This window comes from Cupriavidus sp. FW305-26 (assembly GCF_058787975.1).
In genome coordinates this window covers 84058-107261 of record NZ_JBYTAH010000014.1, presented here as the reverse complement: position 1 = coordinate 107261, position 23204 = coordinate 84058, and the positions used below count along the sequence as shown (strand labels likewise).

Genomic DNA, 23204 nt, shown 5'->3' with positions numbered 1-23204 from the left:
CCCGCCACGCCGGGCTGCCACCCGACAAAATCCTTGACGCGTCGCGGCACGCACCGGTATTTTCAAATTCGAATCAGAATTCGAATACGGAGTGCCAATGTCAGCGACCCAATCCGGCTTCACCGCCAACGCCTCCTTTCCCCGTATCGATACCCCCTCGATCCTGCAGCCGCCGCGCCAGCGCCGTGCGCGCGAGACCGAACAGGCCTTGCTGGGCGCGGGCCGCGAACTGCTTGCCTCGCGTGACTTTGCCGCCGTTTCCGTGGCCCAGATCGCCGCGGCATGCCAGGTATCGGTGGGTGCCTTCTATGGGCGCTTCCGCGACAAGATGGCCTATTTCGAGGCCTTGCGTGCGCTGGTCATGGAAGAAACCGCCGCGTCGACTGAGCGCTACCTGGCGCAGGAGCGCTGGGAGGACGTGCCGACACCGGTGCTGCTGGAAAAGGCCACGCGCTTCATGGTGCTCGGCACGCTGGCCAACCGCGGCGTGATCCGGGCATCGCTGCGGCATGCGTCCACGCGGCCCGAGGAATGGGTGCCCCACCGCCAGAGCGGCGAAGCCATCGTGGAGCGCATGGTGCAGTTGCTGGTGCCGCGGCTGGCGATGCCTGCCGACACCGCCGAGGTGCGCGTGCGCTTTGCCATGCAGGCGGTGTTCAGCGTGCTGGTCAATGCCGTGCTCAATGATTCCGGCCCACTGCACCTCGACGACGAACAGATGATCCCGGAACTCAACCGCCTGATGGCCGGCTATCTCGGCGTCCCCTGCGCAGAGCCGGCCTGAGCACACCACCGGCCCGCGCCACCCGCGGTAATGCAGCCAGGCCATGGCTGCCATGAATTGCGCAGCGCTTGCTTGGCTGGCGCGCCGGACCTCCCTAGAATGTGCCCACGCCGGGCGCCGTGCCCGGCGCCCCCGGCCTGCCGCAAAACGACGCGCCGGGCGCAGCCCTATCCGCCTCACGTTTACCGGGACCGCTCATGGCCACGCTTTTCCTCGTCCGGCACGGACAAGCCTCGTTTGGCGCCGCCAACTACGATTGCCTGTCGCCGACCGGCCGCCAGCAGGCGCGCTGGCTGGGCGAGTATTTCCAGGAGCGCGGCGTCAGCTTCAGCCGCGTGGTGTCCGGCACGCTGGTGCGCCAGCAGGACACCGCCAGCGAGATCCTGGCCGGCATGGGTCAGCCGCAGACAGCGATCGTCTCGCACGCGGGCCTGAACGAATACGACGGCGAGGCGCTGTACCGTTGCCACACCGGCGGCGCCGACCACCGCGCGCACCAGAACGGCGACTACAACGACTACTGGCGCACCTTCCGCGCGGCCTACGCCGCATGGACCCAGGACGGGCTGGCCGAGATGCCCGAGAGCTGGGCCGATTTCGGCGCCCGCATTACCGGCGCCCTGGCGCACGCAAGCGAAGGCATGACGCGCGAGGATGCCATCCTGGTGGTGAGCTCCGGTGGCGCCATCGGCCGCGCCACGGCCGACCTGCTTGGCGCACCTGCACAGGCCGCCATCGAGATGAACCTGCAATTCCGCAATACGGCGTTCTGCGAGATCATCGTCGGCCGCGGCGTGCAGCGGCTGCTGAGCTTCAACAACGTGCCGCACCTGGAACGCGCCGACCGGCGCAGCGCAGTGACGTTCGCCTGACGCGCGCGACACACCGCAAACAAGAAAAGCCGCGAAAATCGCGGCCCCCTTTTCCGGCTGCTGGCGCGGGCACTCTGACATGCCCGCGCCGCCGGTCCTTCTCCCTTTACTACTCCTTGCTGCGGCGATCCATGCGCTGCGTGCCTGTGCGGCACGCAGCGACTCTCACAGCTTTACAGGCGCTCGACGATGGTCACGTTGGCCAGCCCGCCGCCTTCGCACATCGTCTGCAGGCCGTAGCGCTTGCCGTGCGTATGCAGCGCATGTACCAGCGTGGTCATCAGCTTGGCGCCCGAGCCGCCCAGCGGATGGCCCAGCGCGATCGCGCCGCCATGCACGTTCAGGCGCGCCGGATCGGCGCCGGTGGCCTTCAGCCAGGCCAGCGGCACCGGGGCGAAGGCTTCGTTGACTTCGAACAGGTCGATATCGCCGATGCGCAGGCCCGCCTTCTTCAGCGCGACTTCCGTGGCCGGCAGCGGCGCTTCCAGCATCACGACCGGATCATGGCCGATCACCGTCATGGCGTGCACGCGCGCCAGCGGCTTGACGCCAAGCTTCTTCAGTCCGGCCTCGTTGACCACCATCAGGCCGGCGGCGCCGTCGCAGATCTGGCTGGCAGAAGCGGCAGTCACGCGGCCGCCTTCGGCGATCAGCTTGACGCTGCCGATGCTTTCCAGCGTGGCGTCATAGCGGATGCCTTCGTCAGTGGTGTGCATTTCACCGTTGGCACCGTCGGCCGTGCGCACTTCCACCGGCAGGATTTCGGCGGTGAAGCGGCCCGACTTGGTGGCGGCGATGGCGCGCTGGTGGCTCTGCAGGGCGTAGGCATCCAGCTGCTCGCGCGACAGGTCGTACTTGCGCGCAATCATTTCGGCGCCGGTGAACTGGCTGAACTGCACGCCGGGATAGCGCGCCTCGATGCCGGGGCTCTTGGGCACACCGAAACCGTTCTTGGCCGGCAGCTGCGACGACAGGCCCATCGGCACGCGCGTCATGCTTTCCACGCCGGCGGCGATGACGATGTCCATCGCGCCCGACATCACTGCCTGCGCGGCAAAGTGCAGTGCCTGCTGCGACGAACCGCACTGGCGGTCCACCGAGGTGCCGGGCACGCTTTCAGGCAGGCGCGAGGCCAGGATGGCATTGCGCGCCACGTTGCCGGCCTGCTCGCCGACCTGGCTCACGCAGCCCATGATGACGTCTTCGACCAGCGCCGGGTCGGCGCCGGTGCGTTCCACCAGTGCGTCCAGCACCTGTGCGGCCAGGTCGGCCGGATGCCAGCCCGACAGCTTGCCGCCCTTGCGGCCGCCGGCGGTACGGACCGCCGCGACGATATATGCCTCTGCCATGTGATCTCCTTGGTTCGGTGCAGGCTGCCGGGGCAGCCATGGTGTTGTCCGGAGTGCCGGCATCTGGCGCCGGCAGTGTCGCTTTGCATTGTTGCGCCGCGGGTGGTGGCAAGCGTCGTCGGAAGCGACGAAGTTTGCCGCAGGCCTCAGGTGCGCGGCGCCAGCACTGCAAAGATTGCGGTCGCGCGCAGCAGGCAGCGCTCGCCACTGACCAGCCGGCAGGTGCCATAGCGCAGGCGCGAGCCGAGCTTGTCGAACTCCACGCGGGCCTCGACCCAGTCGCCCAGGCGCGCGGAATCCAGGTAGTCCAGGCTCAGGTTGACGGTCACCGCGCTTTTGGAGCGCCCGGTTTCCAGCGACATCATCATGCCGATGGCGGTATCGGCCAGCGTCGCCAGCATGCCGCCGTGCGGGATGCCCAGGTTATTCAGGTGACTCTCGTCGATGCGCACCGCCAGCGTGCGGCGCTCCGCATGCAGGTAGAGCTGGCCGAAACCTGCCATGTAGCCGCTCATGCTGCGCAGCGGGACGAAGCCCTCCGGCACGTCCCCGCCGGCAGCTTCGCCCGGCGCGGCGATGGCCTGGGTCATCGCCCGCTCGATTTCAGCCTCGGCCATGGCGTCAGGCAAAGAAGCGCGAGGCCACGCTGAGGTGCTCTCGGCAATCGGCCACCATGCGCGTGATCAGTTCTTCGCAGCTGGGCACGTCGTCGATCAGGCCCACGCACTGGCCGGCGCTGATGATGCCACTGTCGGTCTCGCCCGCCTTGAGCGCCGCCTTGCCGCGCACGCCGGCGACCAGGTGCTTGACGTCCTCGAACTGCGCGCCGCCCGGGCGGCGTTCAATGCTCACCACCTCGTCCGACACGGCGTTCTTGAGCACGCGCGCGGTGTTGTGCAGCGTGCGGAAGATCAGGTTGGTATCGCGCTCGCTGGCCTGCACCAGCGCCTTCTTGACGTTGTCGTGGATCGGCGCCTCGCGCGTGGCGCAGAAGCGCGTGCCCATGTTGACGCCCTCGGCGCCCAGCACCAGTGCCGCTGCCATGCCGCGTCCGTCGGCGATGCCGCCGGAGGCGATCACCGGGATCGACAGCTTGCGCACCGCCTGCGGGATCAGCACCATGCCGGGCACGTCGTCCTCGCCGGGGTGGCCGGCGCACTCGAAGCCGTCGATCGACACCGCGTCCACGCCCAGGCGCTCGGCCGACAGCGCATGGCGCACCGCCACGCACTTGTGGATCACCTTGATGCCGGCGGCCTTGGCGCGCGCGATATGTTCCTTGGGGTTGTTGCCGGCGGTTTCCAGCACCTTGATGCCGCTTTCGATGATGACGTCGAGGTAGCGCGCGTACGGCGGCGGGTTGATCGACGGCAGCAGGGTCAGGTTCACGCCGAACGGCTTGTCGGTCATCTCGCGGCAGCGGCGGATCTCTTCGGCCAGCGCCTCGGGCGTGGGTTGCGTCAGCGCCGTGAGGATGCCCAGCCCGCCGGCGTTGGAAACGGCGGAGGCCATCTCGGCGTAGCCAACCCATTGCATGCCACCCTGGATAATCGGGTAGCGGATGCCAAGCAGTTCGGTGATTCGTGTCTTCATGGTTGTCCCTTTGCTGTCTGCGCCGGCAGGCGCGCGGTAGTGCCGGCCCTGCCGCTTGATCGGGGTCAGTCTACGGCCAGGTGCCGATTCCGAGCCTCGTCGGAAGCGACGATTGCGGGCGGCGCATTCTGCACTAGTGTTGACCGAGCCCCGTGCCGGCGCCCCGCCCCGGCACACTTCCTCCCATATTCGCAGCAATCCCGGCAGGAGCCCCCCATGACGCAAGCCACGCCTTCGTTCGAAACCCTGCGCTACGCCGTTGCAGACGGTGTCGCCACCATCACCCTGCACCGCCCGGACCAGCTCAATGCGTTCACCGCGCAGATGATGCATGAACTGATCGCCGCGTTCGACGCCACCGATGCCGACGACAACGTGCGTGCCGTGATCGTCACGGGCTCGGGCCGCGCCTTCTGCGCCGGCGCCGACCTGTCCGGCGGCAGTTCCACCTTCGACTTCGAGAAGCGTTATGGCGCCAGCCCCGACAGCGCGCACCGCGACGGTGGCGGGCGCGTGTCGCTGCGCATCTTCCGCAGCCTCAAGCCGGTGATCGCCGCGGTCAACGGCGCCGCGGTCGGCGTGGGCGTGACCATGCAGCTGCCGATGGATATCCGGCTGGCGTCGACCGACGCCAAGTTCGGCTTTGTCTTTGCGCGCCGGGGCATCACGCCCGAAGCGGCGTCGTCGTGGTTCCTGTCGCGCGTGGTCGGCATCTCGACCGCGCTGGAATGGTGCTATACCGGCCGCGTGTTCTCGGCCCAGGAAGCGCATGAGCGCGGCCTGGTGCGCTCGCTGCACGCGCCCGAAGACCTGCTGCCTGCCGCCCAGGCCATTGCCCGCGAGATCGCCGCCAATGCCGCGCCGGTTTCGGTAGCGATCTCGCGCCAGCTGATCTGGCGCATGGCCGGCGCCAGCCACCCGATGGAAGCGCACAAGCTCGACAGCCGCGCGATCCAGTCGCGCGGGCGCTCCGCCGACGTCAAGGAAGGCGTCAGCGCCTTCCTGGAGAAGCGTCCCGCCGCCTTCCCGGAAACCGTGTCGCACGACATGCCGGACTTCTTCGACTGGACCAGCGAGCCGCCCTTCATCTGAAGCGCGCCCGTCGATCAACTTTTCCGGAATTCGCATGAAAGTCAGCCAAGCCGTCGCCAGTCGCAAGTCCGTCCGCGGCTTCCTGCCCCGGGCCGTTGCGCCCGACACCATCCGCCGCGTGCTCGACGCCGCCGCGCGCGCCCCCTCGGGGGGCAACCTGCAGCCCTGGCATATCCATGTCATCGGCGGCGAGGCCCTGGAGGGGCTGCGCGCCATCATGCGCAAGCGCATCGCCCAGGCGCCCGCGGGTGAAGAGCGCGAGTACGACATCTACCCGCGCGAGCTGGTCTCGCCCTACCGCGACCGCCGCTTCCAGGTGGGCGAGGCGCTCTACCACTACCTCGGCATCCCGCGCGAGGACAAGGCGCGGCGGCTGGCGCAGTTTGCCAACAACTTCACCTTCTTCGGCGCGCCGCTGGCGCTGTTCTGCACCGTGGACCGCCGCATGGGCCCGCCGCAATGGTCGGACCTGGGCATGTACCTGCAGACGGTGATGCTGCTGCTGCGTGAAGAAGGGCTGGACAGCTGCGCGCAGGAATGCTGGGCGATGTACCCGCAGACCCTCGGCAAGTTCCTGTCGCTGCCGGCCGAACGGATGCTGTTCACCGGCATGGCGATCGGCTACGAAGACCCCGAGGCGCCCGCCAACCAGCTGCGTTCCGTGCGCGCACCGCTGGAGGAATTCACGGAGTTCATCGGCATCTGAGCCGCAAGCGCGCGCGGGCTGACCTGCGCGCGCGGCCTCAGAGCAGCCCGAGCTGGCGTGCAATGGCCACCGCCTGGGTGCGGTTGCTGGCATGCAGCTTGGCGCTGATATTGCGCAGGTGCGTGCGCACCGTGGTTTCGGACACGAACAGGCGCTCGGCCATGGCCACATTGGAATAGCCCTCGGCCAGCAGTTGCAGCACCTTCTGCTCCTTGGGCGTCAGCGGCTCCACCAGCGCCGCCGGCGCCGGCCGGCCGGTACCGGCGGCCTGCTCGCTCCCGGCCTGGCCGCAGGCCTGCAGCAGCCTTTCCACATAGGGGGCAGGCAGGCTGGCCGACTGGCGCGAGCAGGCATCGGCCACCAGCCTGCGCACATCGTCGCCCTCGTCGGCAAAGATGCGGACAAAGCCTTCGGCAGCGCCGAAACGCAGCGCCTCGCCCATCACCACCAGCGCGTGCGCGCCGTCGCCGGTGCGCTGGCACGCCTGCGCCAGCAGGATGCGCAGCTTGAGCGCGCGGCGCATCAGCTGGTTGCCGGCGGCAGCCGCCAGCTCGCGCTCGATGACCTCGCGCACCGGCGTGCCCGGGCGCGCATACAGGTCCAGCCGCAGCCGGCCAAGGGTGATGTCCTCGACATCGCTGGCAAAGGAGCTGACCCCGGGCCGCGTGCGCCACAGCGCCGGATCGGCGGCGCGTTCGATCGCCTCCTGCGCCGCGTGAACATTGCCCTGGCGCAGTGCCAGCCGTGCGCGCTCCAGCATTGCCGCCATCACCAGCCGCGTCAGCCCGCGGTGGTGCCCCAGCGCTTCCAGTTGCGCCAGCCATTCATGCGCCTGGTCGGCTTCGCCGCGCTCGAACGCAATGCGGGCCAGCACCGTGTGCCCGGTGATGATCTGGTCAGGCAGCCCGAGGTCGCGCGACAGCGGCAGGTAGACGTTGAGCAATCGGCTGGCGCGCTCGGAATCACCGCTCTCGTACAGGCCTTCGGCCAGCAGGATGCCGGCCATGGCATTGCCGTTGGTGGGCCCGAAGCGGTTCGGCAGCATCGTGCTGGCGGCGATGCGAAACCGCGCCAGCGCCTGCTGCAGCCGCCCCTGGCGCAGGTCGATCAGCCCTTCGACCGACTCCGAGAAGATCTTGTTGAAATTGCTGTCCGAGCCTCGCACCGCGTGCCGTGCCACCTGCAGCAGCCGGCGCGCCTCCGGGTAGTCGCCGGCGACCGCAGCCAGGCGTGCCATCGACGTGCCCAGGATCGCATCGGGGAAGGCATAGCCCATCGGCAACGGCGGCAGCTCATTGCGGGCGAAGGCGCGCGCATCGTCGAAGCGGTCCATCATGTTCAGCAGCATGTGGCGCAGCGCGCGGATATGCGCCAGCAGGTCGCCGGCCGCGCCCTCGGTGGGGATCTGCTGCAGCAGGGCGATGGCTTCGGCCGGGCCGCGCGTGAACGACACCGCCCACACGCGCGCGATCTGCAGCTTGGGCCAGCGCGCCAGTTCTTCCGCCGGCACCGCCTCCAGCCAGCGCGTCAGCAGGCGCATGCGGCCCTGCGCCAGCAGGTCGTCCGCGGCGCCGTCCAGCAACGGCAGCGCGCGCGCCAGCGCACCGGCCGCGAAGGCATGCTCGATGGCGGGCACCGGGCGCCCCTGCGACTCATACCAGCGCGATGCCGACAGGTGCAGCTGCGGCACGGCGTCAGGCATGGCCTGCGCCAGCTGGCCGCGCAGGAAGCCGGAAAAGAGGCTGTGATAGCGGTACCACTGCTCCGATGCCGCACCGGAGCCACGCTCGCCATAGCGTTCGCTCTCCAGCGGCAGCAGGAACAGGTTGGCGCGCTCCAGCCAGGCCAGGATCTCGTCGCTGCTGCCAGCTGTCGCGGGCTTGCACACGGCGTCGCACAGCGGTCCGCACAACTGGTCCAGGATCGAGGTGCGCAGCAGGAAGTCGCGCACCGCCTCGGGCAGGTGCAGGAATACGTCTTCGACCAGGTAGTCGGCAATCGCCGCGTTGGAGCCGGAGAAGCCGGCGATAAAACCCTCTGGCTGGCTGCGCCGCTCCAGCGCGACTGACGCCAGCCACAATGCCGTGGCCCAGCCCTCGGTACGCCGGTGCAGCACGCTGATGGCCGCCTGCTCCAGCTTCAGCCCGCGCGCATGGCGCAGGAAGGATGCAGTTTCGCTGGCGGAAAAACGCAGCTGCGCGGGTTCGATCTCAAGCAGCTCGCCGCGCGCGCGCAGGCGGCCCAGGCCGGATTCCGGAACCCAGCGCGTGCCGATCACCACGCGGCAGCCGGGCGGCAGGCTTTCCACCAGTTGCCAGACCAGCCCGGTCACGGCGGCGTTCTGGATCGCTTCGAAATCATCGAGGAACAGCGTGAAGGCGCCGTTATGGCTGGCCAGGCGGTCGATCAGCGCGAGCGCCTGCTCGCCGGGATCCTGTGCCAGCGTCGCGTGCGCGGACCGGCCGGGGCCGCCGCCGCCCAGGCCCTGCGCGATGGCAGCTTCGACCGACCCCAGAAAGCGCGAGGCATCATTGTCCGACCGATCCAGCGTCAGCCAGGCGGTGCGCCCGCCCGCGGCCTCCAGGCGCGCGCGACACTGGAGCATGGCCGTGGTCTTGCCGAAGCCCGCCGGTGCACGCACCAGCACAAGCTTGACGAAACCGGCCGCGCACACGGTCTCGCAGATCGCCGCGCGCTCGACCTGGAACGGGGTCAGCAGCGGCGGACGCAGTTTGGCCGCCAGCGATGCGGCGCCGGCGGGCGGCGGCGCGCGCCGTCCGGTCTCCTCGATACTTGCCATTGGCTGTTGTCGTCTCCCGCACATCGCTGCCGTTGCAGGCCGCGCGATGCGCCCGCCCGCGCTGCGGATGCAGGCAGGCGGGCCGTGGCTGTGATGTAACGGAGGATTATGACGTAAACCGCCGCACTCGCGAAAATGCGGGCAGCGGCAGACGGCCCTACACCAGCTTGTTGGCGTGGCCGCCCCAGTAGCGGTCGCGCAGCAGCCGCTTGAGCAGCTTACCGGTCGGCAGGCGCGGCAGCTCGGACGCGAAGTCGACCGAGCGCGGGCACTTGATGGCCGACAGGTTGGCGCGGCAGAACGCGATCAGTTCCGCGGCCAGCTCGGGACCGGCCTGGCTCATGTCGACGGGCTGCACCACGGCCTTGACCTCTTCGCCGAAGTCCTCGTTGGGCACGCCGATCACGGCCACGTCCATCACCTTGGGATGCGTCATCAGCAGGTTCTCGGCCTCCTGCGGGTAGATGTTGACGCCGCCGGAGATGATCATGTTGGCCTTGCGGTCGGTCAGGTACAGGTAGCCGTCCGCATCCACGTAGCCGACATCGCCGATGGTGCTCCAGTCCGGCTGCTGCGGGTGGCGCGACTCCGCGGTCTTGGCCTCGTCGTTGTGGTACGAAAAGTCGCGGCCTTCGGCAAAGTAGATCGTGCCCGATTCGCCCGGCGGCAGCAGCGCGCCGTCCGGCCCGCAGATGCGCAGCTTGCCGACCATGGCCCGGCCCACCGTGCCCTTGCGCTCCAGCCACTCCGGCGTGCTGACCACGGTCACGCCGTTGCCCTCCGTCCCGGCGTAGTACTCCCAGATCACCGGCCCCCACCACGCGATCATGGCTTCCTTGACCTGCACCGGGCACGGCGCGGCCGCGTGGATCGCCACGCGCAGCGACGACACATCATAGGCCTGGCGCTGCGCCTCGGGCAGCTTGAGCATGCGCGAGAACATCGTCGGTACCAGCTGCGTATGCGTGATGCGGTGCTGCTGCACCAGCTGCAGATAGTGCTCGGCATCGAAATGCTCCATCACCACCGCGGTCCCGCCCAGCGCCTGCACGGTCATGTTGTAGCGCAGCGGCGCCGCGTGGTACAGCGGCGCGGGCGACAGGTAGCGCGTCTCGGCATCGAAGCCATAGAGCCGCTGGCACAGGCTGGTCAGGGTCGTGGGATCGTCGATATTCGGGCTTGATGGCGGCGCATACACTCCCTTGGGCCGGCCCGTGGTGCCGGACGAATACAGCATGTCGCCGCCGGTCACTTCGTCATCGATGCGCGTTGCCGGGCAGCGCGCCAGCGCGGTCTCGTACGCGTCATAGCCCGGCATTGTGCCGTCCAGCATCAGCCTGCCGCGCAAGGCCGGCGTCTGCCCGGCCAGGGCTGCCGCGACCTCGGCCTGCGCGTGCGTGGTGACCAGCAGCCTGGCGCCGCTGTCATTGATGATGTGGGCGGCATCGGCCACGTTCAGCCGCGTGCTCAGGCAGACATAGACAATGCCGCTGCGCTGCGCGCCCCAGCACAGTTCGAACAGGCGCGGATGATTCTCGACCATGAACGCCACGCGGTCACCGGGCTGCAGTCCCTGGCTGCGGAACAGGTGGGCGACCTGGTTCGAGCGTTCGTCCAGTTCGCGGTAGGTGACGACTGCGCCGCTGCCACCCATGATGACGGCTGGTTTTTCGGGTGTGCGCTGCGCGTGGATGTGCGGATGCATGGCGTTGGACTCCTCGAGGGTGTCGGTGTGTTGGCGGATGCCGGTACCGCATTCTCGGAACCCCAGCCGGTTCAACCATCGTCGGAAGCGACGAAGCGGCACCGCCACCGTTTTGCCGCAGTGCCACAAAAAAGGGCTGCGTTCGCGCCGGAACAGCTTCGTCCGATGCGACGATGCGCCACCGGGCGGCCTGGCAGGATGATGCCCGCCAGACTACTGCAATCACGCCTCACCCCCATTCCGAAGGAGCCAAGGTGGATTTCCAGTTCAGCGAAGAACAGTCGATGCTGCGCGACACGCTCGCGCGTTACCTGGCCGACCACTATGATTTCGAAGCCCGCCGCGCTGCCGTGCAGTCCGCCGCGGGCTGGCGCCCGGACTGCTGGCGCGCATTCGCCCGCGAGCTCGGCATTCTCGGCGCGGCCTACCCCGAGGCGCTCGGTGGCCTGGGCGGCGGCGCGGCCGAGCACATGATCGTGATGGAACAACTGGGCCGCCACCTGGCGCTGGAGCCCTACCTGGGCACCGTGGTGCTGGGCGGGGGCGCGCTGATGCACGGCAGCCCCGAGCTGGCCGCGCAGTGGGTGCCGGCCATCATCGGCGGCGAAGCCACCGCCGCCTGGGCCCACGCCGAACCCGCCAGCCGCTACTGCCGCCACGACGTGCATGCCGGCGCCACGCGCCAGGGCAACGGCTACAAGCTGAGCGGGCACAAGCACGCCGTGGTCGGCGCGCCGTTCGCCACCCACCTGGTGGTCAGCGCCCGCACCTCCGGCGCGCGCCGCGACCGGGACGGCACCAGCCTGTTCTGGATTGCGCGCGACACGCCGGGCGTGACGCTGCGCGAGTACCCGACCTTCGACGGCCTGCGTGCTGCCGAGGTGCTGCTCGACAACGTGCAGGTGCCGGCGAGCCAGCGCATCGGCGCGGAAGGCGAAGCCTTTGCCCTGATCGAACAGCTGTGCGACGAAGCCATGGTCGCGCTCTGTGCCGAAGCCAATGGCGCGATGGCGCGCATGCTGGCCGACACCATCGACTATGCGCGCCAGCGCAAGCAGTTCGGCGTGCCGATCGGCACCTTCCAGGTGCTGCAGCACCGCATGGCCGACATGTACGTGCAGCTGGAGCAATCCGTGGCGCTGACCCAGGTGGCGGCGATGCAGGCTGCCAGCGCGCCGCAGGCACGCGCCCAGGCGGCGTGCGCGGCCAAGATCCAGGCCGGCCAGGCCGGTGCCTTTGTCGGCCAGGCGGCGGTGCAGATCCACGGCGGCATGGGCGTCACCGAAGAGCTGGCCGTGGGCCACTACTTCAAGCGCGTCACCGCGATCGACCTGCAGCTGGGCTCGGCCGAGCACCACCTGCGCCGCTACGCCGACCTGCTCTACCCCGCCCTGGCCGCGGCCTGAAGCCGGCATCCCCGAACCCAGACGATTACCCAGCGAGGCCCGTCGATGAATCTCGATTTCTCCCCGCAAGATCAGCAGTTCCGTGAAGACGTGCGCGCCTGGATCGCCCAGGCCTATGACGCCGACCTGCGCGCGATGATGGCGCAGTCCAAGAACGGCTACCTCGACAAGGCCGCGCAGCTGCGCTGGCAGAAGGCGCTGCACGCGCGCGGCTGGGCCGCGCCGAACTGGCCCAAGGAATACGGCGGGCCGGGCTGGACCCCGACCGAGCGCTTTATCTTCCAGTCGGAACTGGCCGCCGCCGGCTGCCCGCCAGTGTCGCCAATGGGCCTGAAGATGGTGGCGCCGGTGATCATGAAGTACGGCACGCCCGAGCAGAAGCAGCGCTTCCTGCCGCCGATCCTGAGCTCGGACGTGTGGTGGTGCCAGGGCTATTCCGAACCCAACTCCGGCTCCGACCTGGCCTCGCTGCAGATGCGCGCCGACCACGGCACCGACAGCGACGGCGAGCACTACATCCTGAATGGCTCCAAGATCTGGACCACGCATGCGCAGTGGGCCGACTGGATGTTCTGCCTGGTGCGCACCAGCCGCGAATCGAAGCGCCAGGAAGGGATTTCGTTCCTGCTGCTCGACATGCATACGCCCGGCATCACGGTGTCGGCGCTGCCGACGCTGGACGGTCCCATGACCGGGCAGCAGGAAGTGAACCAGGTCTTCTTCGAGAACGTGCGCGTGCCGGTGGCAAACCGCATCGGGGAGGAAGGCAAGGGCTGGACCTATGCCAAGTACCTGCTGGAGTTCGAGCGCGGCGGTACATATAGCCCGATGCTGCGCAAGCAACTGTCGAAGATCGCGGAGATTGCCGCGGAGCAGCCTGCCGACGACGGTGGCCGCCTGCTGGACGATCCCGCCTTCCGCCGCAAGCTGGCGGCGCTGCACCTGCGTGCTGCCGCGCTTGAAGCGGTTGAGTTGCGGGTGTTCTCAGGCGTGGAATCCGGGACCTCGATCGGGGCCGCGTCGAGCATGCTGAAGCTCACGGGCACTGAAACCCTGCAGGCAGCAAGCGAACTCGCGGTGGAAGCCGCGGGGCCGGCGGCGCTGCCGTTCGTGCAGGATACGTGGGCTGCGTTGCAAGGGCGCGAGGCCGCGCCGCGTGTCGGGCCGGATTATGCAGCCGTGCTGGCGCCGCGTTATTTCAACTATCGCAAGGCGTCGATTTACGGGGGGTCTAACGAGATCCAGCGCAATATCATTGCCAAGCTTGTGTTGGGGCTTTGAACGGTTCTGTTCCAGCCATGGTTTCAAAAGCAGCCGCCGTGTGCGGCTGCTTTTTTGGGACTTGACGATATCGCATCAACGCCTTCGGCTGCGCCCCGCGCAAACGCAGAAAAAGCCGACAGCGCACTTTGAGCCTGCGCAGCAGCCGTAGGCGTCCCCGCGATACGGTCGGCAACAGGCGGCCTACACCCTGCACGGGGATCGTCCAATAGTGGGTTAACTGTGGGGGGGTGAGTGGTTTGGCACAAAACAAAAACGGCCCGAAAAGTCGAAAAAGCCAATAGACACAAGGATTTGCAGCCGAAACGGGCTTCCGGGCAATTTGGCACAAAATCGGCAGAATCGAGCCATTCATAGGCGCAGATTGCGCGCGCTTTGGCACAGAACCACTCACCTTTTGCATCACGCCTCCGGCTTTCGGTCCATTACGGCACGGTAGAGCTTCCCGACCTCCTCATTGGACAGGTCGATCAGGGAGGTCTTCCCGAATACCTTTCGCATGTAGTTGAGGCGCCAGCGGTCGCAGCCCAGCTCTTTGCACTTGGCATGGATGGCTTGGATGCGGCGATCACGCCAGCCCGGCGACTTGGTGGCGCCAGGCATTCCTTCCAGCCGGCCGCGCCAACGGACCAGGTAGGTCTCCGCTCGGTCGAACAGCTCCGCGGGGATCTCGGCGTACGAATTGACATTCATATGGGCGTTAAGCCGGCGCATGACGGTTGCCGGCGTCACCTGGTGCCCGTCTAGAACCCTTGATACGCCTACGATTTGGTCGCGCAGCTCCAGGAGCCGGCGCTTCTGTGCCGCATCCAGGACGCCATTGCCCGTCTGCACGACGGTGACCTTTGGGCGAACGTTGAAAACGTTGTGCACGTTTCCGTTACCCACGAATACAGTGCCACCGCTGACGGTGACATTCGGGATGACCTGTCTTGGCGCCTCTTCGTGCGCCGACCCTTGATTTTCCCCGACCAGTCTGGCCCAAGCGTCGGCGAACCGGCGCCCTTTTTCCTCTACTACCACCTGCATTACCTCCTGAGCGGCCGAAGTCAGGAGCCTGGCACCTTCCACCGGCCGCACTATGGAAGGGCCAGTTATTGTTCTTCCCCGAAAGCTGCAGGCAGATCAGGCGACCAGCCGCAGGATTCGCTCGACGCTGGGGCCCTCCGCCTTCCCTGTTTCGACGATGTAGTCGTACAGCAAGGCGGCTAGTTCGGCCTTCTTCTTTGGACTTGCCCGCACGCCGGCGGCAGCAATCTTTGCCTCCAGCTTTTCAAGTACGACTTCCAGCAATTCCACGTCCAGCGCGCTGGCTGGCGCCGTGTGCCCGACCTTGAGATCGGCAATCAGCATTGGCCCATCCCCGGTAAGCAGCCAATTTGCGTTAAGCCCGAGGCCCACTAATCCAGCAATTACTTTGGACTGCGGGGCGTTGCGGCCATTTTCATTGTCTTGCACGCCGCGCTTGGTGCCGCCGATCAGTTGACCGAGCCGATCTTGCGACACACCCAGGTGTGCTCGAAAGGCACGCAATCTCTCTCCAATCGCCTCGGCTGTCGTGTTCGCGCTTTCGCTCATCGTGTGTCTCCCAAGTGCGAACACATGTACGCACTTTCCGCGCAGTGTTCGCACTTCGCGGATTCCCTTTTTGAATCAAATAGATACACGATTCTTCCTAAAACGGCACACGGCACCGAAGTGCGAACACACGAAACCACTTGTGATGGCACACGTACGTGTGTTATGTTTGACCCCATGGACACGTTAAACACCTCAAAAAAACCAGCCCTCGGTGACCGCGAGGACTGGCATCGGGTCGACATCAAAGCCGCGTTGGAGAAGGCCGGCTACTCCCTGCGCCAGCTCAGCCTCCAGCACGGTTACGCGCCTGGTTCGCTCAAGGCCACCCTGGGCAAACCGTGGCCATGTGCAGAGCGACTCATCGCTGCCGCCATCGGCGTGGCCCCCTCCGAAATCTGGCCCAGCCGCTACGACGCCGACGGCAACCCCAAGAGCGGTCGGAATCAGCGCGGCATTGGCCGCTGGTCTACCCGTAAGTCTATCAGCGCACTTAACCACCGCAATGTTGAAAGCGCGGTGGCGGCTTAACCACGTCCCGTCCCAAGGATTTGACATATGAAACGGCGAGCAAATCAGGCGAAGGCGAGCAACCAGCTGGAGCTGTCCTTCTATGAAGTCCCCCCACAACCCAAGAACGAGGCAGGAAGCTTGGACATCGCGATGAACATTCGCGAGGCCCTGGTCGACACCCTTGGTGGCGCTGCCGGCCGCGGCATGGACCGGCATGACGTGGCGGCTCAGATCTCCCGCCTTGCCCATTACGACAGCGTCGCTACAGCGCCTCGGTGGTCATCGATGTGTTCAGCCGCCGCATGATCGTGGTGCTGTCACCGACCCCGAAGACCGAAACGCACAAGTTTGCCCTGCGCCTGGCGCTCCTGGCCTGGGGCGTACCGGAGGAGATCGTCACCGACAACGGTAAGGACTACCAGAGCGCCGACTTCCAGGAGACGCTGCGCCAGCTGCAGATCCGGCACGTCACCACCAATCCGTTCTCGCCTTGGGAAAAGCCCCACGTCGAGCGCGGCATCCAAACGCTGCTGCACTCCAACCTGGAGGCGCTGTCCAACTTCGTTGGCCACAACGTCGCTGAGCGGTCCGCCATTGAGGCCCGCCGCACCTTCGCCGAACGCCTGTTCAAGAAGGACCAGGTCGTTGAACTGGCGCTGCCGGCCGCGAAGCTGCAGGCGCTCATCAACGACTGGCTGGCCGGCACTTACGAGCAGCGGGAGCACGGCGGGCTGGAGGCGACGCCTTTCGCGGCGGCCGCGTCCTACCGCGGCGAGATCCGCCGCATCGCCGACCTGCGCGCCCTGGACATCCTGCTGGCCCAACCGGCCGGCAAGGGCACGTATGTCGTGACGAAGAAGGGCCTGACGATCGAGGGCGCCAACTATATCGCCCCCGAGCTGGCGCTGTACGTTGGCCGCGATGTCGCGGTGCGCCAGGGCGAGGACCTGGGCGAACTGGTGGTCTACCACGAAGGCGAGTTCGTGTGCATCGCCGTCTGCCCGGAGCGCGCTGGTGTATCCCGCAAGGAGATCGCCGCTCACGCCCGCGAGTTGCAGCGCGCCAACATGGCAGAGCAGCGCAAGGCTGCCAAGGCGGTCAAGGTCAACCCCGACCAGTCACTGGAATCCCTGCTGCGCACCCGCGCGGAAGCCGCCGGCAAGCTGGCCACGCTGCCCAATCCGACGGTCACGCACGAAACCAGTGCGCTGGCCGCGGCGGGCGCCGCGCACCGTGCCCTGTCTGGTCGCGCTACCGCCGCGGCGGTCCCGGCCGACCTGCAACAGATCCTCGACGCCCGGAAGCGGGCCGAGTCCACCCCGGCGGACGTGCCGCTGCCGGCCACCAACGTCCACGCCATCCCGGAAACCGCGCAGCTGCGCTTCCGGAAGTGGCTGGAGCTGGATCAAATCGTCGCCAACGGAGGAGCGATTAATGATCCACGCCTGATTCGCTGGTACGGCACGTACCCGCAGACGCCTGAGCATGCGTCCATGAAAAAACGCCACCTGGAAGCAACCCAGGCGGCGTCGTCCAACGGTGCCGGCACGGTTGCACCCGTCCGGCACGCCTTCCAATAACCCAAAAAAGGCAAATTCATTATGTCCAAAAACACCAACGCAGGCAAACCTGCGACCGCCAGGCTGCCCAGCGGCGTCGCCAATATCGGCACGCTGGATCTGGTGTCCGCCACCCTGGAGCGCCTGGATATCCGCATGTCTATGTGGGCGCGGTTCCGCCTGTCAACGGATTGGACTTTCCCGCCACGGAGCTGCGCTCTCTCGATAACAAGAGGATCGCACAGTTAAACGACGCGATCGCGCGCCTCGCTAAGGAACTTCGTGTCCCGTTCGTTCCTGTCCAGAGGCAGTTTCTCGATCAAAGAGGCAATCTAGCAAAGCGACTTACGTATGACGGAATACACCCGAATGGAGACGGCTATAAGGTTTGGGCAGCCAGCATCGCAGGTTACGTCGCCTCAAAGTAGCTCCCTTAGCGCCCGTCTCAGCGCCGTTGATGGCCTTCGTGGCCTCGCAGTCCTGATGGTGGTATATCAGCATGCATACGCCACGGCAGTGAGCAAGAAGCTCCTTGAGCTTACGCCGCTGAAATTCCCCTACCTGATCGCGAATGGATGGATGGGGGTGGGTCTTTTCTTTGTCCTGTCAGGATTCGTGCTTTCCTTGCCCTACTTTTCGGGGGCGCGGTCAATGGTCAGCACGGGGGACTTTGGATCGTTCTATGTCCATAGAGCGAAGCGGCTCTTTCCGCTCTTTCTTTTCATGGCGTTCGTCAGCTACGGATTCGCGCTTGCCGGGGGGCATTCATATCCGGCTTCACTGTTGTTAAGCCTGACGACTACGAGCATGTTCACCAGCACGGAGTTCTTCCCTACGATCAACGGTCCGTTCTGGTCCCTGTTCGTAGAGATTTGGTTTTGTGCACTGTTCCCAATTTTGGTGATGGCTTCCCTGAAGTATGGGGTGGCGCGGGTAGCGCTTGCGGTGTTTGCTATTGCGCTAGCCATCCGCGCTCTGGGTGCCCACGTAACCTTCATAGACGTCCATATCAACCCGGTAAAAGACTTCGTACTGGCCAGGACGGACGATTTCGTTGTCGGTATGGTGATCGCCTGGCTCTATTCCAAGGGACGGATACCCCAGCAAGCTGGAGCACTGGTGTCTGTCGGCATTGCTTCCCTGGTGGGCTGTGCCCTCCTTTGGGACTTGAGGGTGCAAGGGCGCTTGCCTCTCATTGTCGTGCCATTCCTCAATAACATGTCTCAGATCGGCTTCGGAGCACTTCTGTTGGCGGCAGTCTCAGGGTCTTGGGTATCCAAGTTCCTGAGCATCTGGCCGCTTCGGGTAATGGGCGTAATGTGCTTTTCGCTATACCTGTGGCATGGCCTCCTGCTTCGACCAGCCTTCTATGCAGCTCCGTTTTCGCTAGAAAAACAGATCGAATTCTGGGGGGTGCTGTTTGTACTCTCGGCATTCACCTTCCGGTACATCGAGTTCCGTCGGGTTGCGTCTGTACGTGACTTGTTCAAGCTCGGGTAAGTCCGCCTGGGGAGCGCCCGGGCGGCGGCTTAACACTGAATCGCGCGTCGGATGCATATGCCAAAGGGCGCGCAAAATCATGCCAAAAGGCGCGCGACGTTACATTAACGCAGGCACTGCCCCACACTCACATGGCGTAGCAGGGTCGAACAGGCACCCACGCCCAAACGGCAAGCACCACCGCTCGAACCACCAACGCCGTGGAATTGATTGCCAGCCGCATAGGCGACGCGTTTTTTGGTTACTTTTTGTCGCTCGGACAAAAAGTGACTCGCCGGCTACGCCGGCGAAACAGCCACGCTGCCAGAAGCCACAAACCGACCGCATTGCCCCAACTCCATCCCCACCAAAGGGGTGAAAACCACTCCCTAGGGTTCACCCTTAATTGACTGGCTACACCTGCGCTCATATATTTTTATGAACATATAGTTCATTTTTGAACACAACCAAGCAGGTAGACCAAATGCCCCTCAAGATCGGAATCAACGGCGCCGGCATCGGCGGCCTCGCCGCAGCCATCGCACTGCGCAAGCTCGGCATGGACGCAATCGTCTACGAACAAGCCCCCCGCTTCGCCCGCGTAGGCGCCGACATCAACCTGACCCCCAACGCCGTGCGCGTCCTCGACGGGCTAGGCATCGGCGACGCCCTGCGCGAAACCGCCGCACGCCCCAGCCACCGCATCAGCCGCACGTGGGACACCGGCGAAGAAACTTCCCGCCTGCCGATGCAGAAAGACGCCGAGCGCCGCTACGGCGCCCCGCAACTGACCATGCACCGCGCCGACCTGATGACCGCACTGGAAGCCGCCGTGCCGGCCGAATGCGTGCGCCTTGGCCACAAGGCCGTGGCGATCGAGCCGCATGCCGATAGCGCCACGCTGCGCTTCGCCAGTGGCGCAGAGGAGCGCGTCGATGTGCTGGTCGGCGCCGACGGCATCCACTCGACCGTGCGCACCGCGCTGTTCGGCCAGGAAAGCCCGATCTTCACCGGCGTGGTGGCCTACCGCGCGGTCGTTCCCGCCGAGCGCCTCTCCGGCGTGCCCAACCTGGGCGCCTTCACCAAATGGTGGGGCCCCGACGCCGCCACACAGATCGTCACCTTCCCGCTCAACCGCGGCCGCGACATCTTTATCTTCGCCACCGTCGCACAGGAAGCCTGGCGCCATGAGTCCTGGACCACGCCGGGCCGCGTGCAAGACCTGCGCAGCGCCTATGCCGGCTTCCACCCCGAGGCGCGCGCACTGCTCGATGCCTGCGACGAGGTGCTGATCTCCGCGCTGTACGTGCGCGACCCGCTGCCGGCATGGTGCGCCGGCCCGGTCACGCTGATGGGCGACGCCTGCCACCCGATGATGCCGTTCATGGCACAAGGCGCCGGCATGGCGATTGAAGACGGCGTGGTGCTGGCGCGCTGCCTTGCCGATGCCGCACCCGGCGGTGCCGCAGGCGTGCCCGCCGCGCTGGCACGCTACCAGGCCGCGCGCCACGAACGCACCAGCCGCATCCAGATCGGCTCGCGCGGCAATGCCTGGCTGAAGGAAGGCGGCAATGCCGACTGGGTGTACGATTACGACGCCTGGAACGTCGCCCTCGGCTGAAGCCGCGCCGATCGTTTCCGCCAGCACGGCCGCCTGCGCGGCCGTTTTCCGTTGACAGCAGACACCACCATGCCCAAATCCCGCCCACAGCCTGACCTTGCCGACGATGGCGATACCGAAGACGCCCGCGAAGCCCAGCTGGTCTCGCCGGTGATCCGCGGCCTGCGCCTGCTGCGCTTCATCGCCGAGGGCGGCGCCACCGCCAACCTGAGCGAAGTGGGCCGGCGCATCGACGTGAACCGCGTCACCGTGATGCGGCTGCTGGATACACTGGAGCATGAGGGCATGGTGGAACGCCTGCCGCAAGGCGGGCACCAGGTCGGCTTCAACTTCCTGAAGCTGGCCTCGCGCGTGCTGGCCAGCAATGACCTGACCAGCTTTGCCGCACGCGTGCTGGCCCGGCTGAGCGCATCGCTGCAGCTGTCGGCCTACCTGGCCGTGCGCGATGGCGGCGATGCACTCTACCTGCTGCGGCAGATGCCCGCGGCCTCGCTGGTCAGCAATATCCAGGTCGGCAGCCGCGTGGCCGCACACCTGACCACGCCGGGGCGGATGCTGATTGCCGAGCTGCCGCCGGAGACGCTGCGCGAGCTGCTGGGATCCGATCCCCTGCCGACGGTCACCGGCCAGAGCCCGGCCACGCACGCGCGGCTGGCTGATATCCTTGCCGCCGATCGCGAACGCGGCTGCGCCTGGAGCTTTTCCGCCTATGAACCGGGCATCGATTCCTGCGCGGCACCGGTGCGCGGCGCCGATGGCGACGTGATCGCCGCGATCAGCGTGGCGGGACCGCAGCAGCGCTTTGAAGCCGATGGCGCGCTGCGCGAGCGCGTGGAGAAGGAAGTCAGGCAGGCCGCGCGCGACCTGTCGGGCCTGATGGGATACCGCAGCGCCGCTACTCCGCGGTAATCCCGTACGCCTTGATCAGCTTCGCCCACGCCGCGGTTTCCTCGCGGATGCGGGCCTCGAGCGCCTGCGGCGTGCTGCCCACCGGCTCCATGCCCTGGCGCTGCAGCTCGGCCCGCACCGCGGGCGTGGCCAGCAGCGCGCGCACGTCGGCGCTGAGCGCATCGGCCGCCAGCTGCGGCGTGGCCCTGGGCACCAGCAGCGCATACCAGGAACTGACGTCGATGCCGGGCACGCCCTGCTCGGCCAGCGACGGCACGTTCGGCGCGGCCGGCGAGCGCGTGGACTGCGTCACCGCCAGCGCGCGCAGCGCGCCGGACTGGATAAACGGCGCCAGCGTCGGCCACGTGCCGAACAGCATCGGCACCTGTCCGCCCACCACGTCGTTGAGCGCCTGCGTGGTGCCTTTGTAGGGCACGTGCAGCAGCGTGATGCCGGCCTTGTTGCGGAACAGCTCGCCGGCCAGGTGCAGGCCGCTGCCGACGCCCGGGCTGGCGTAGCCCAGCGGCTTGCCGGACTTCTCTGCCTGCTGTGCCAGCCTGACCAGGTCCTGCACGGAATTCGCCTTTACTGACGGATGCACCGCCAGCACGTTGGGCGAGCCCGCCAGCAGCGACACCGGCCGGAAATCACGCTCGACGTTGTAGCTCAGCGCCGGCATCAGCGTGGGGTTGATGGTCAGGTTGCCGGCCGGGGCCACCAGCAGCGTGCAGCCGTCGCCCGGCGCGCGCCGCACCGTGTCGATGCCGATATTGCCGTTGGCGCCAGGCTTGTTGTCTACCACGAACGGCGTGCCGCGCCGCTGCTGCAGCCCGTGCGCCAGCGTGCGCGCGAGCTGGTCTGCCGGGCCGCCGGCCGGGAACGGCACCACGATGCGCACATTGGCGCAGCCGGCGGCTTGCGCCGCCTGCCACGGCACGCACGCCGCCAGCGCAGCGGCCAGCGCCGTGCCGGCCAGCCATTGCCGCCGGCGCGGCGGCCTGTTGTATGTCTTGCGTTGCTGCATATTGCTTCCCAATGGATGGCTGGCGGCGCGCGCTGCCGTCACGCGAACGGTTTCGGCACCTCCGGCCGGTAGTCGAGCAGGCTCGACAGCTCGGCCGCCGCCCGCCTGACCTGTTCCACCACATTGTCGAGCTGGTCCGGATCGATGCGCGAGGCCGGGATGGTCGCGCCCAGCGCCGCCACAACCTTGCCGCTGCGGTCGCGCACCGGCGCCGCGATGGTGGAGATGCTGGCCTCGAAGAACCCTTCATGCAGCACATAGCCGCGCTGGCGGTCGCGCTGGACCATGTCGTACAGCTCTTCGACAGTGCGCGGCGTGCTTTCGGAATACACCTCCAGGCGCTCTTCCGGATACAGCGTGCGCAGTTCCGCCAGCGACAGGTCTTCCAGCAGCACGCGGCCCAGCACGGTCGCATGCGCCGGCAGCCGGGTGCCAACGTTGACGGTGCTGGCAAACGGGCGCGAGGCCACCGACTTGGCCACATAGACGATGGAGCGCCCGTCGCGCACCACCAGGTTGCACGGATAGTGGATCTCGTCGCGCAGCCGGTCCAGCAGCGGGCGGCCCAGCTCGGTCAGCTCCAGCGAGGCCAGGTAGTCAAAGCCCAGCCGCAGCACCGCCATGCCCAGGCGGAATTCGCGCCCGCCGTCGGTGCGCTCGACAAAGCCCATCATTTCCAGCGTGGCCAGCAGCCGGAACACGGTCGAACGCGGCACCTTGAGCCGGCGCGCCAGCTCGGCCGCCGACAAGGTGCGCTCACGGCTGCTGAATTCGGCCAGCAGCCGCAGGCCGCGCTCCAGCCCCGGCACGATGTACTTCTCCTGGGCGCTCTCCGGGGCGCCCTCCTGGCCGCTTTCCTGCGTGTCTTCCTGCGGCGAATCGGTCGTCATGGTCTGTCTCTGCAATATTCGGTCTTGGCGTAACGCTCTCATATATCACGCCTGCACCCCGTAG

General features: G+C 66.9%; 22 protein-coding genes. 13 read left to right on the top strand and 9 right to left on the bottom strand.

Translation table 11 applies throughout. The features are described from left to right. Positions 1 to 97 precede the first annotated feature (97 nt). Both AC3WQZ_RS11175 and AC3WQZ_RS11170 read left to right on the top strand, forming a co-directional pair. The gene (locus tag AC3WQZ_RS11175; protein WP_010811657.1) at positions 98 to 784 is read left to right on the top strand and encodes a TetR/AcrR family transcriptional regulator; all 687 of its coding nucleotides are present in this window, start codon (positions 98 to 100) and stop codon (positions 782 to 784) included. 197 nt (positions 785 to 981) lie between these two features. Continuing rightward, positions 982 to 1656 (top strand): histidine phosphatase family protein, encoded by a 675-nt coding sequence (locus AC3WQZ_RS11170; protein WP_010811658.1) that lies wholly within the window; start codon positions 982 to 984, stop codon positions 1654 to 1656. Positions 1657 to 1829: 173 nt separating this feature from the next. Here AC3WQZ_RS11170 and AC3WQZ_RS11165 read toward each other — a convergent pair whose 3' ends face one another. The 3 genes from AC3WQZ_RS11165 to AC3WQZ_RS11155 form a co-directional block, all read right to left on the bottom strand. Continuing rightward, the gene (locus tag AC3WQZ_RS11165; protein WP_058697868.1) at positions 1830 to 3005 is read right to left on the bottom strand and encodes an acetyl-CoA C-acetyltransferase; all 1176 of its coding nucleotides are present in this window, start codon (positions 3003 to 3005) and stop codon (positions 1830 to 1832) included. Between the two features lie 146 nt (positions 3006 to 3151). Further along, positions 3152 to 3622 (bottom strand): PaaI family thioesterase, encoded by a 471-nt coding sequence (locus AC3WQZ_RS11160; protein ID WP_010811660.1) that lies wholly within the window; start codon positions 3620 to 3622, stop codon positions 3152 to 3154. Between the two features lie 4 nt (positions 3623 to 3626). Then, positions 3627 to 4598: an NAD(P)H-dependent flavin oxidoreductase gene (locus AC3WQZ_RS11155; protein ID WP_010811661.1), complete on the bottom strand. Its 972-nt coding sequence runs from the start codon at positions 4596 to 4598 to the stop codon at positions 3627 to 3629. A 216-nt stretch (positions 4599 to 4814) separates the two neighbouring features. Here AC3WQZ_RS11155 and AC3WQZ_RS11150 point away from each other — a divergent pair, with 216 nt between their 5' ends. Together AC3WQZ_RS11150 and AC3WQZ_RS11145 are read left to right on the top strand one after the other, a co-directional pair. Beyond that, positions 4815 to 5690 (top strand): crotonase/enoyl-CoA hydratase family protein, encoded by an 876-nt coding sequence (locus AC3WQZ_RS11150; protein ID WP_010811662.1) that lies wholly within the window; start codon positions 4815 to 4817, stop codon positions 5688 to 5690. A 34-nt stretch (positions 5691 to 5724) separates the two neighbouring features. After that, on the top strand, positions 5725 to 6396 hold the full coding sequence (locus AC3WQZ_RS11145; RefSeq protein ID WP_010811663.1) for a nitroreductase: 672 nt from the start codon (positions 5725 to 5727) through the stop codon (positions 6394 to 6396). Positions 6397 to 6433: 37 nt separating this feature from the next. Here AC3WQZ_RS11145 and AC3WQZ_RS11140 read toward each other — a convergent pair whose 3' ends face one another. Both AC3WQZ_RS11140 and AC3WQZ_RS11135 read right to left on the bottom strand, forming a co-directional pair. Further along, positions 6434 to 9196 (bottom strand): winged helix-turn-helix domain-containing protein, encoded by a 2763-nt coding sequence (locus AC3WQZ_RS11140; protein ID WP_439669779.1) that lies wholly within the window; start codon positions 9194 to 9196, stop codon positions 6434 to 6436. Positions 9197 to 9353: 157 nt separating this feature from the next. Beyond that, a complete protein-coding gene (locus tag AC3WQZ_RS11135; RefSeq protein WP_011616785.1) occupies positions 9354 to 10901 on the bottom strand; it encodes an AMP-binding protein in 1548 nt (515 codons plus the stop codon). Positions 10902 to 11155: 254 nt separating this feature from the next. Between AC3WQZ_RS11135 and AC3WQZ_RS11130 the strand changes: the two genes are divergently transcribed. Continuing rightward, the gene (locus AC3WQZ_RS11130; RefSeq protein ID WP_492300555.1) at positions 11156 to 12307 is read left to right on the top strand and encodes an acyl-CoA dehydrogenase family protein; all 1152 of its coding nucleotides are present in this window, start codon (positions 11156 to 11158) and stop codon (positions 12305 to 12307) included. Positions 12308 to 12352: 45 nt separating this feature from the next. After that, complete coding sequence (locus AC3WQZ_RS11125) at positions 12353 to 13588, top strand: acyl-CoA dehydrogenase family protein (protein WP_439669776.1); 1236 nt, start codon at positions 12353 to 12355, stop codon at positions 13586 to 13588. A gap of 402 nt (positions 13589 to 13990) precedes the next feature. Here AC3WQZ_RS11125 and AC3WQZ_RS11120 read toward each other — a convergent pair whose 3' ends face one another. Both AC3WQZ_RS11120 and AC3WQZ_RS11115 read right to left on the bottom strand, forming a co-directional pair. Then, positions 13991 to 14617, bottom strand: a complete 627-nt coding sequence (locus AC3WQZ_RS11120; RefSeq protein WP_492300553.1) for a hypothetical protein — start codon at positions 14615 to 14617, stop codon at positions 13991 to 13993. Positions 14618 to 14713: 96 nt separating this feature from the next. Beyond that, positions 14714 to 15166: a helix-turn-helix domain-containing protein gene (locus tag AC3WQZ_RS11115; protein WP_492300552.1), complete on the bottom strand. Its 453-nt coding sequence runs from the start codon at positions 15164 to 15166 to the stop codon at positions 14714 to 14716. 177 nt (positions 15167 to 15343) lie between these two features. Here AC3WQZ_RS11115 and AC3WQZ_RS11110 point away from each other — a divergent pair, with 177 nt between their 5' ends. The 7 genes from AC3WQZ_RS11110 (at position 15344) to AC3WQZ_RS11080 (ending at position 21247) form a co-directional block, all read left to right on the top strand. After that, positions 15344 to 15697, top strand: coding sequence for a helix-turn-helix domain-containing protein (locus AC3WQZ_RS11110; protein ID WP_492300550.1), 354 nt, complete (start codon positions 15344 to 15346; stop codon positions 15695 to 15697). A 27-nt stretch (positions 15698 to 15724) separates the two neighbouring features. Beyond that, on the top strand, positions 15725 to 15985 hold the full coding sequence (locus tag AC3WQZ_RS11105; protein ID WP_492300548.1) for a hypothetical protein: 261 nt from the start codon (positions 15725 to 15727) through the stop codon (positions 15983 to 15985). Next, the gene (locus tag AC3WQZ_RS11100) at positions 15982 to 17259 is read left to right on the top strand and encodes a TnsB C-terminal domain-containing protein (RefSeq protein WP_492300547.1); all 1278 of its coding nucleotides are present in this window, start codon (positions 15982 to 15984) and stop codon (positions 17257 to 17259) included. The genes AC3WQZ_RS11105 and AC3WQZ_RS11100 overlap by 4 nt, the downstream gene beginning before the upstream one ends. A 143-nt stretch (positions 17260 to 17402) precedes the next feature. Then, positions 17403 to 17666 (top strand): GDSL-type esterase/lipase family protein, encoded by a 264-nt coding sequence (locus tag AC3WQZ_RS11095; RefSeq protein ID WP_492300546.1) that lies wholly within the window; start codon positions 17403 to 17405, stop codon positions 17664 to 17666. Continuing rightward, entirely contained in the window at positions 17590 to 18738 is a 1149-nt protein-coding gene (locus AC3WQZ_RS11090) for an acyltransferase family protein (RefSeq protein WP_492300545.1), read from the top strand. The genes AC3WQZ_RS11095 and AC3WQZ_RS11090 overlap by 77 nt, the downstream gene beginning before the upstream one ends. Before the next feature lie 463 nt (positions 18739 to 19201). After that, complete coding sequence (locus tag AC3WQZ_RS11085) at positions 19202 to 20338, top strand: FAD-dependent monooxygenase (protein WP_492300544.1); 1137 nt, start codon at positions 19202 to 19204, stop codon at positions 20336 to 20338. 69 nt (positions 20339 to 20407) lie between these two features. Beyond that, positions 20408 to 21247: an IclR family transcriptional regulator gene (locus tag AC3WQZ_RS11080; protein WP_010811669.1), complete on the top strand. Its 840-nt coding sequence runs from the start codon at positions 20408 to 20410 to the stop codon at positions 21245 to 21247. On the opposite strand, the gene AC3WQZ_RS11075 is transcribed toward AC3WQZ_RS11080, so the two are convergent. Beyond that, positions 21234 to 22250 carry a tripartite tricarboxylate transporter substrate binding protein gene (locus tag AC3WQZ_RS11075; protein WP_058697862.1) on the bottom strand — a complete coding sequence of 339 codons (1017 nt, stop codon included), beginning with the start codon at positions 22248 to 22250 and terminating at the stop codon, positions 21234 to 21236. The genes AC3WQZ_RS11080 and AC3WQZ_RS11075 overlap by 14 nt on opposite strands. A 38-nt stretch (positions 22251 to 22288) precedes the next feature. Beyond that, entirely contained in the window at positions 22289 to 23140 is an 852-nt protein-coding gene (locus tag AC3WQZ_RS11070) for an IclR family transcriptional regulator (RefSeq protein WP_010811671.1), read from the bottom strand. Positions 23141 to 23204: the final 64 nt, after the last annotated feature.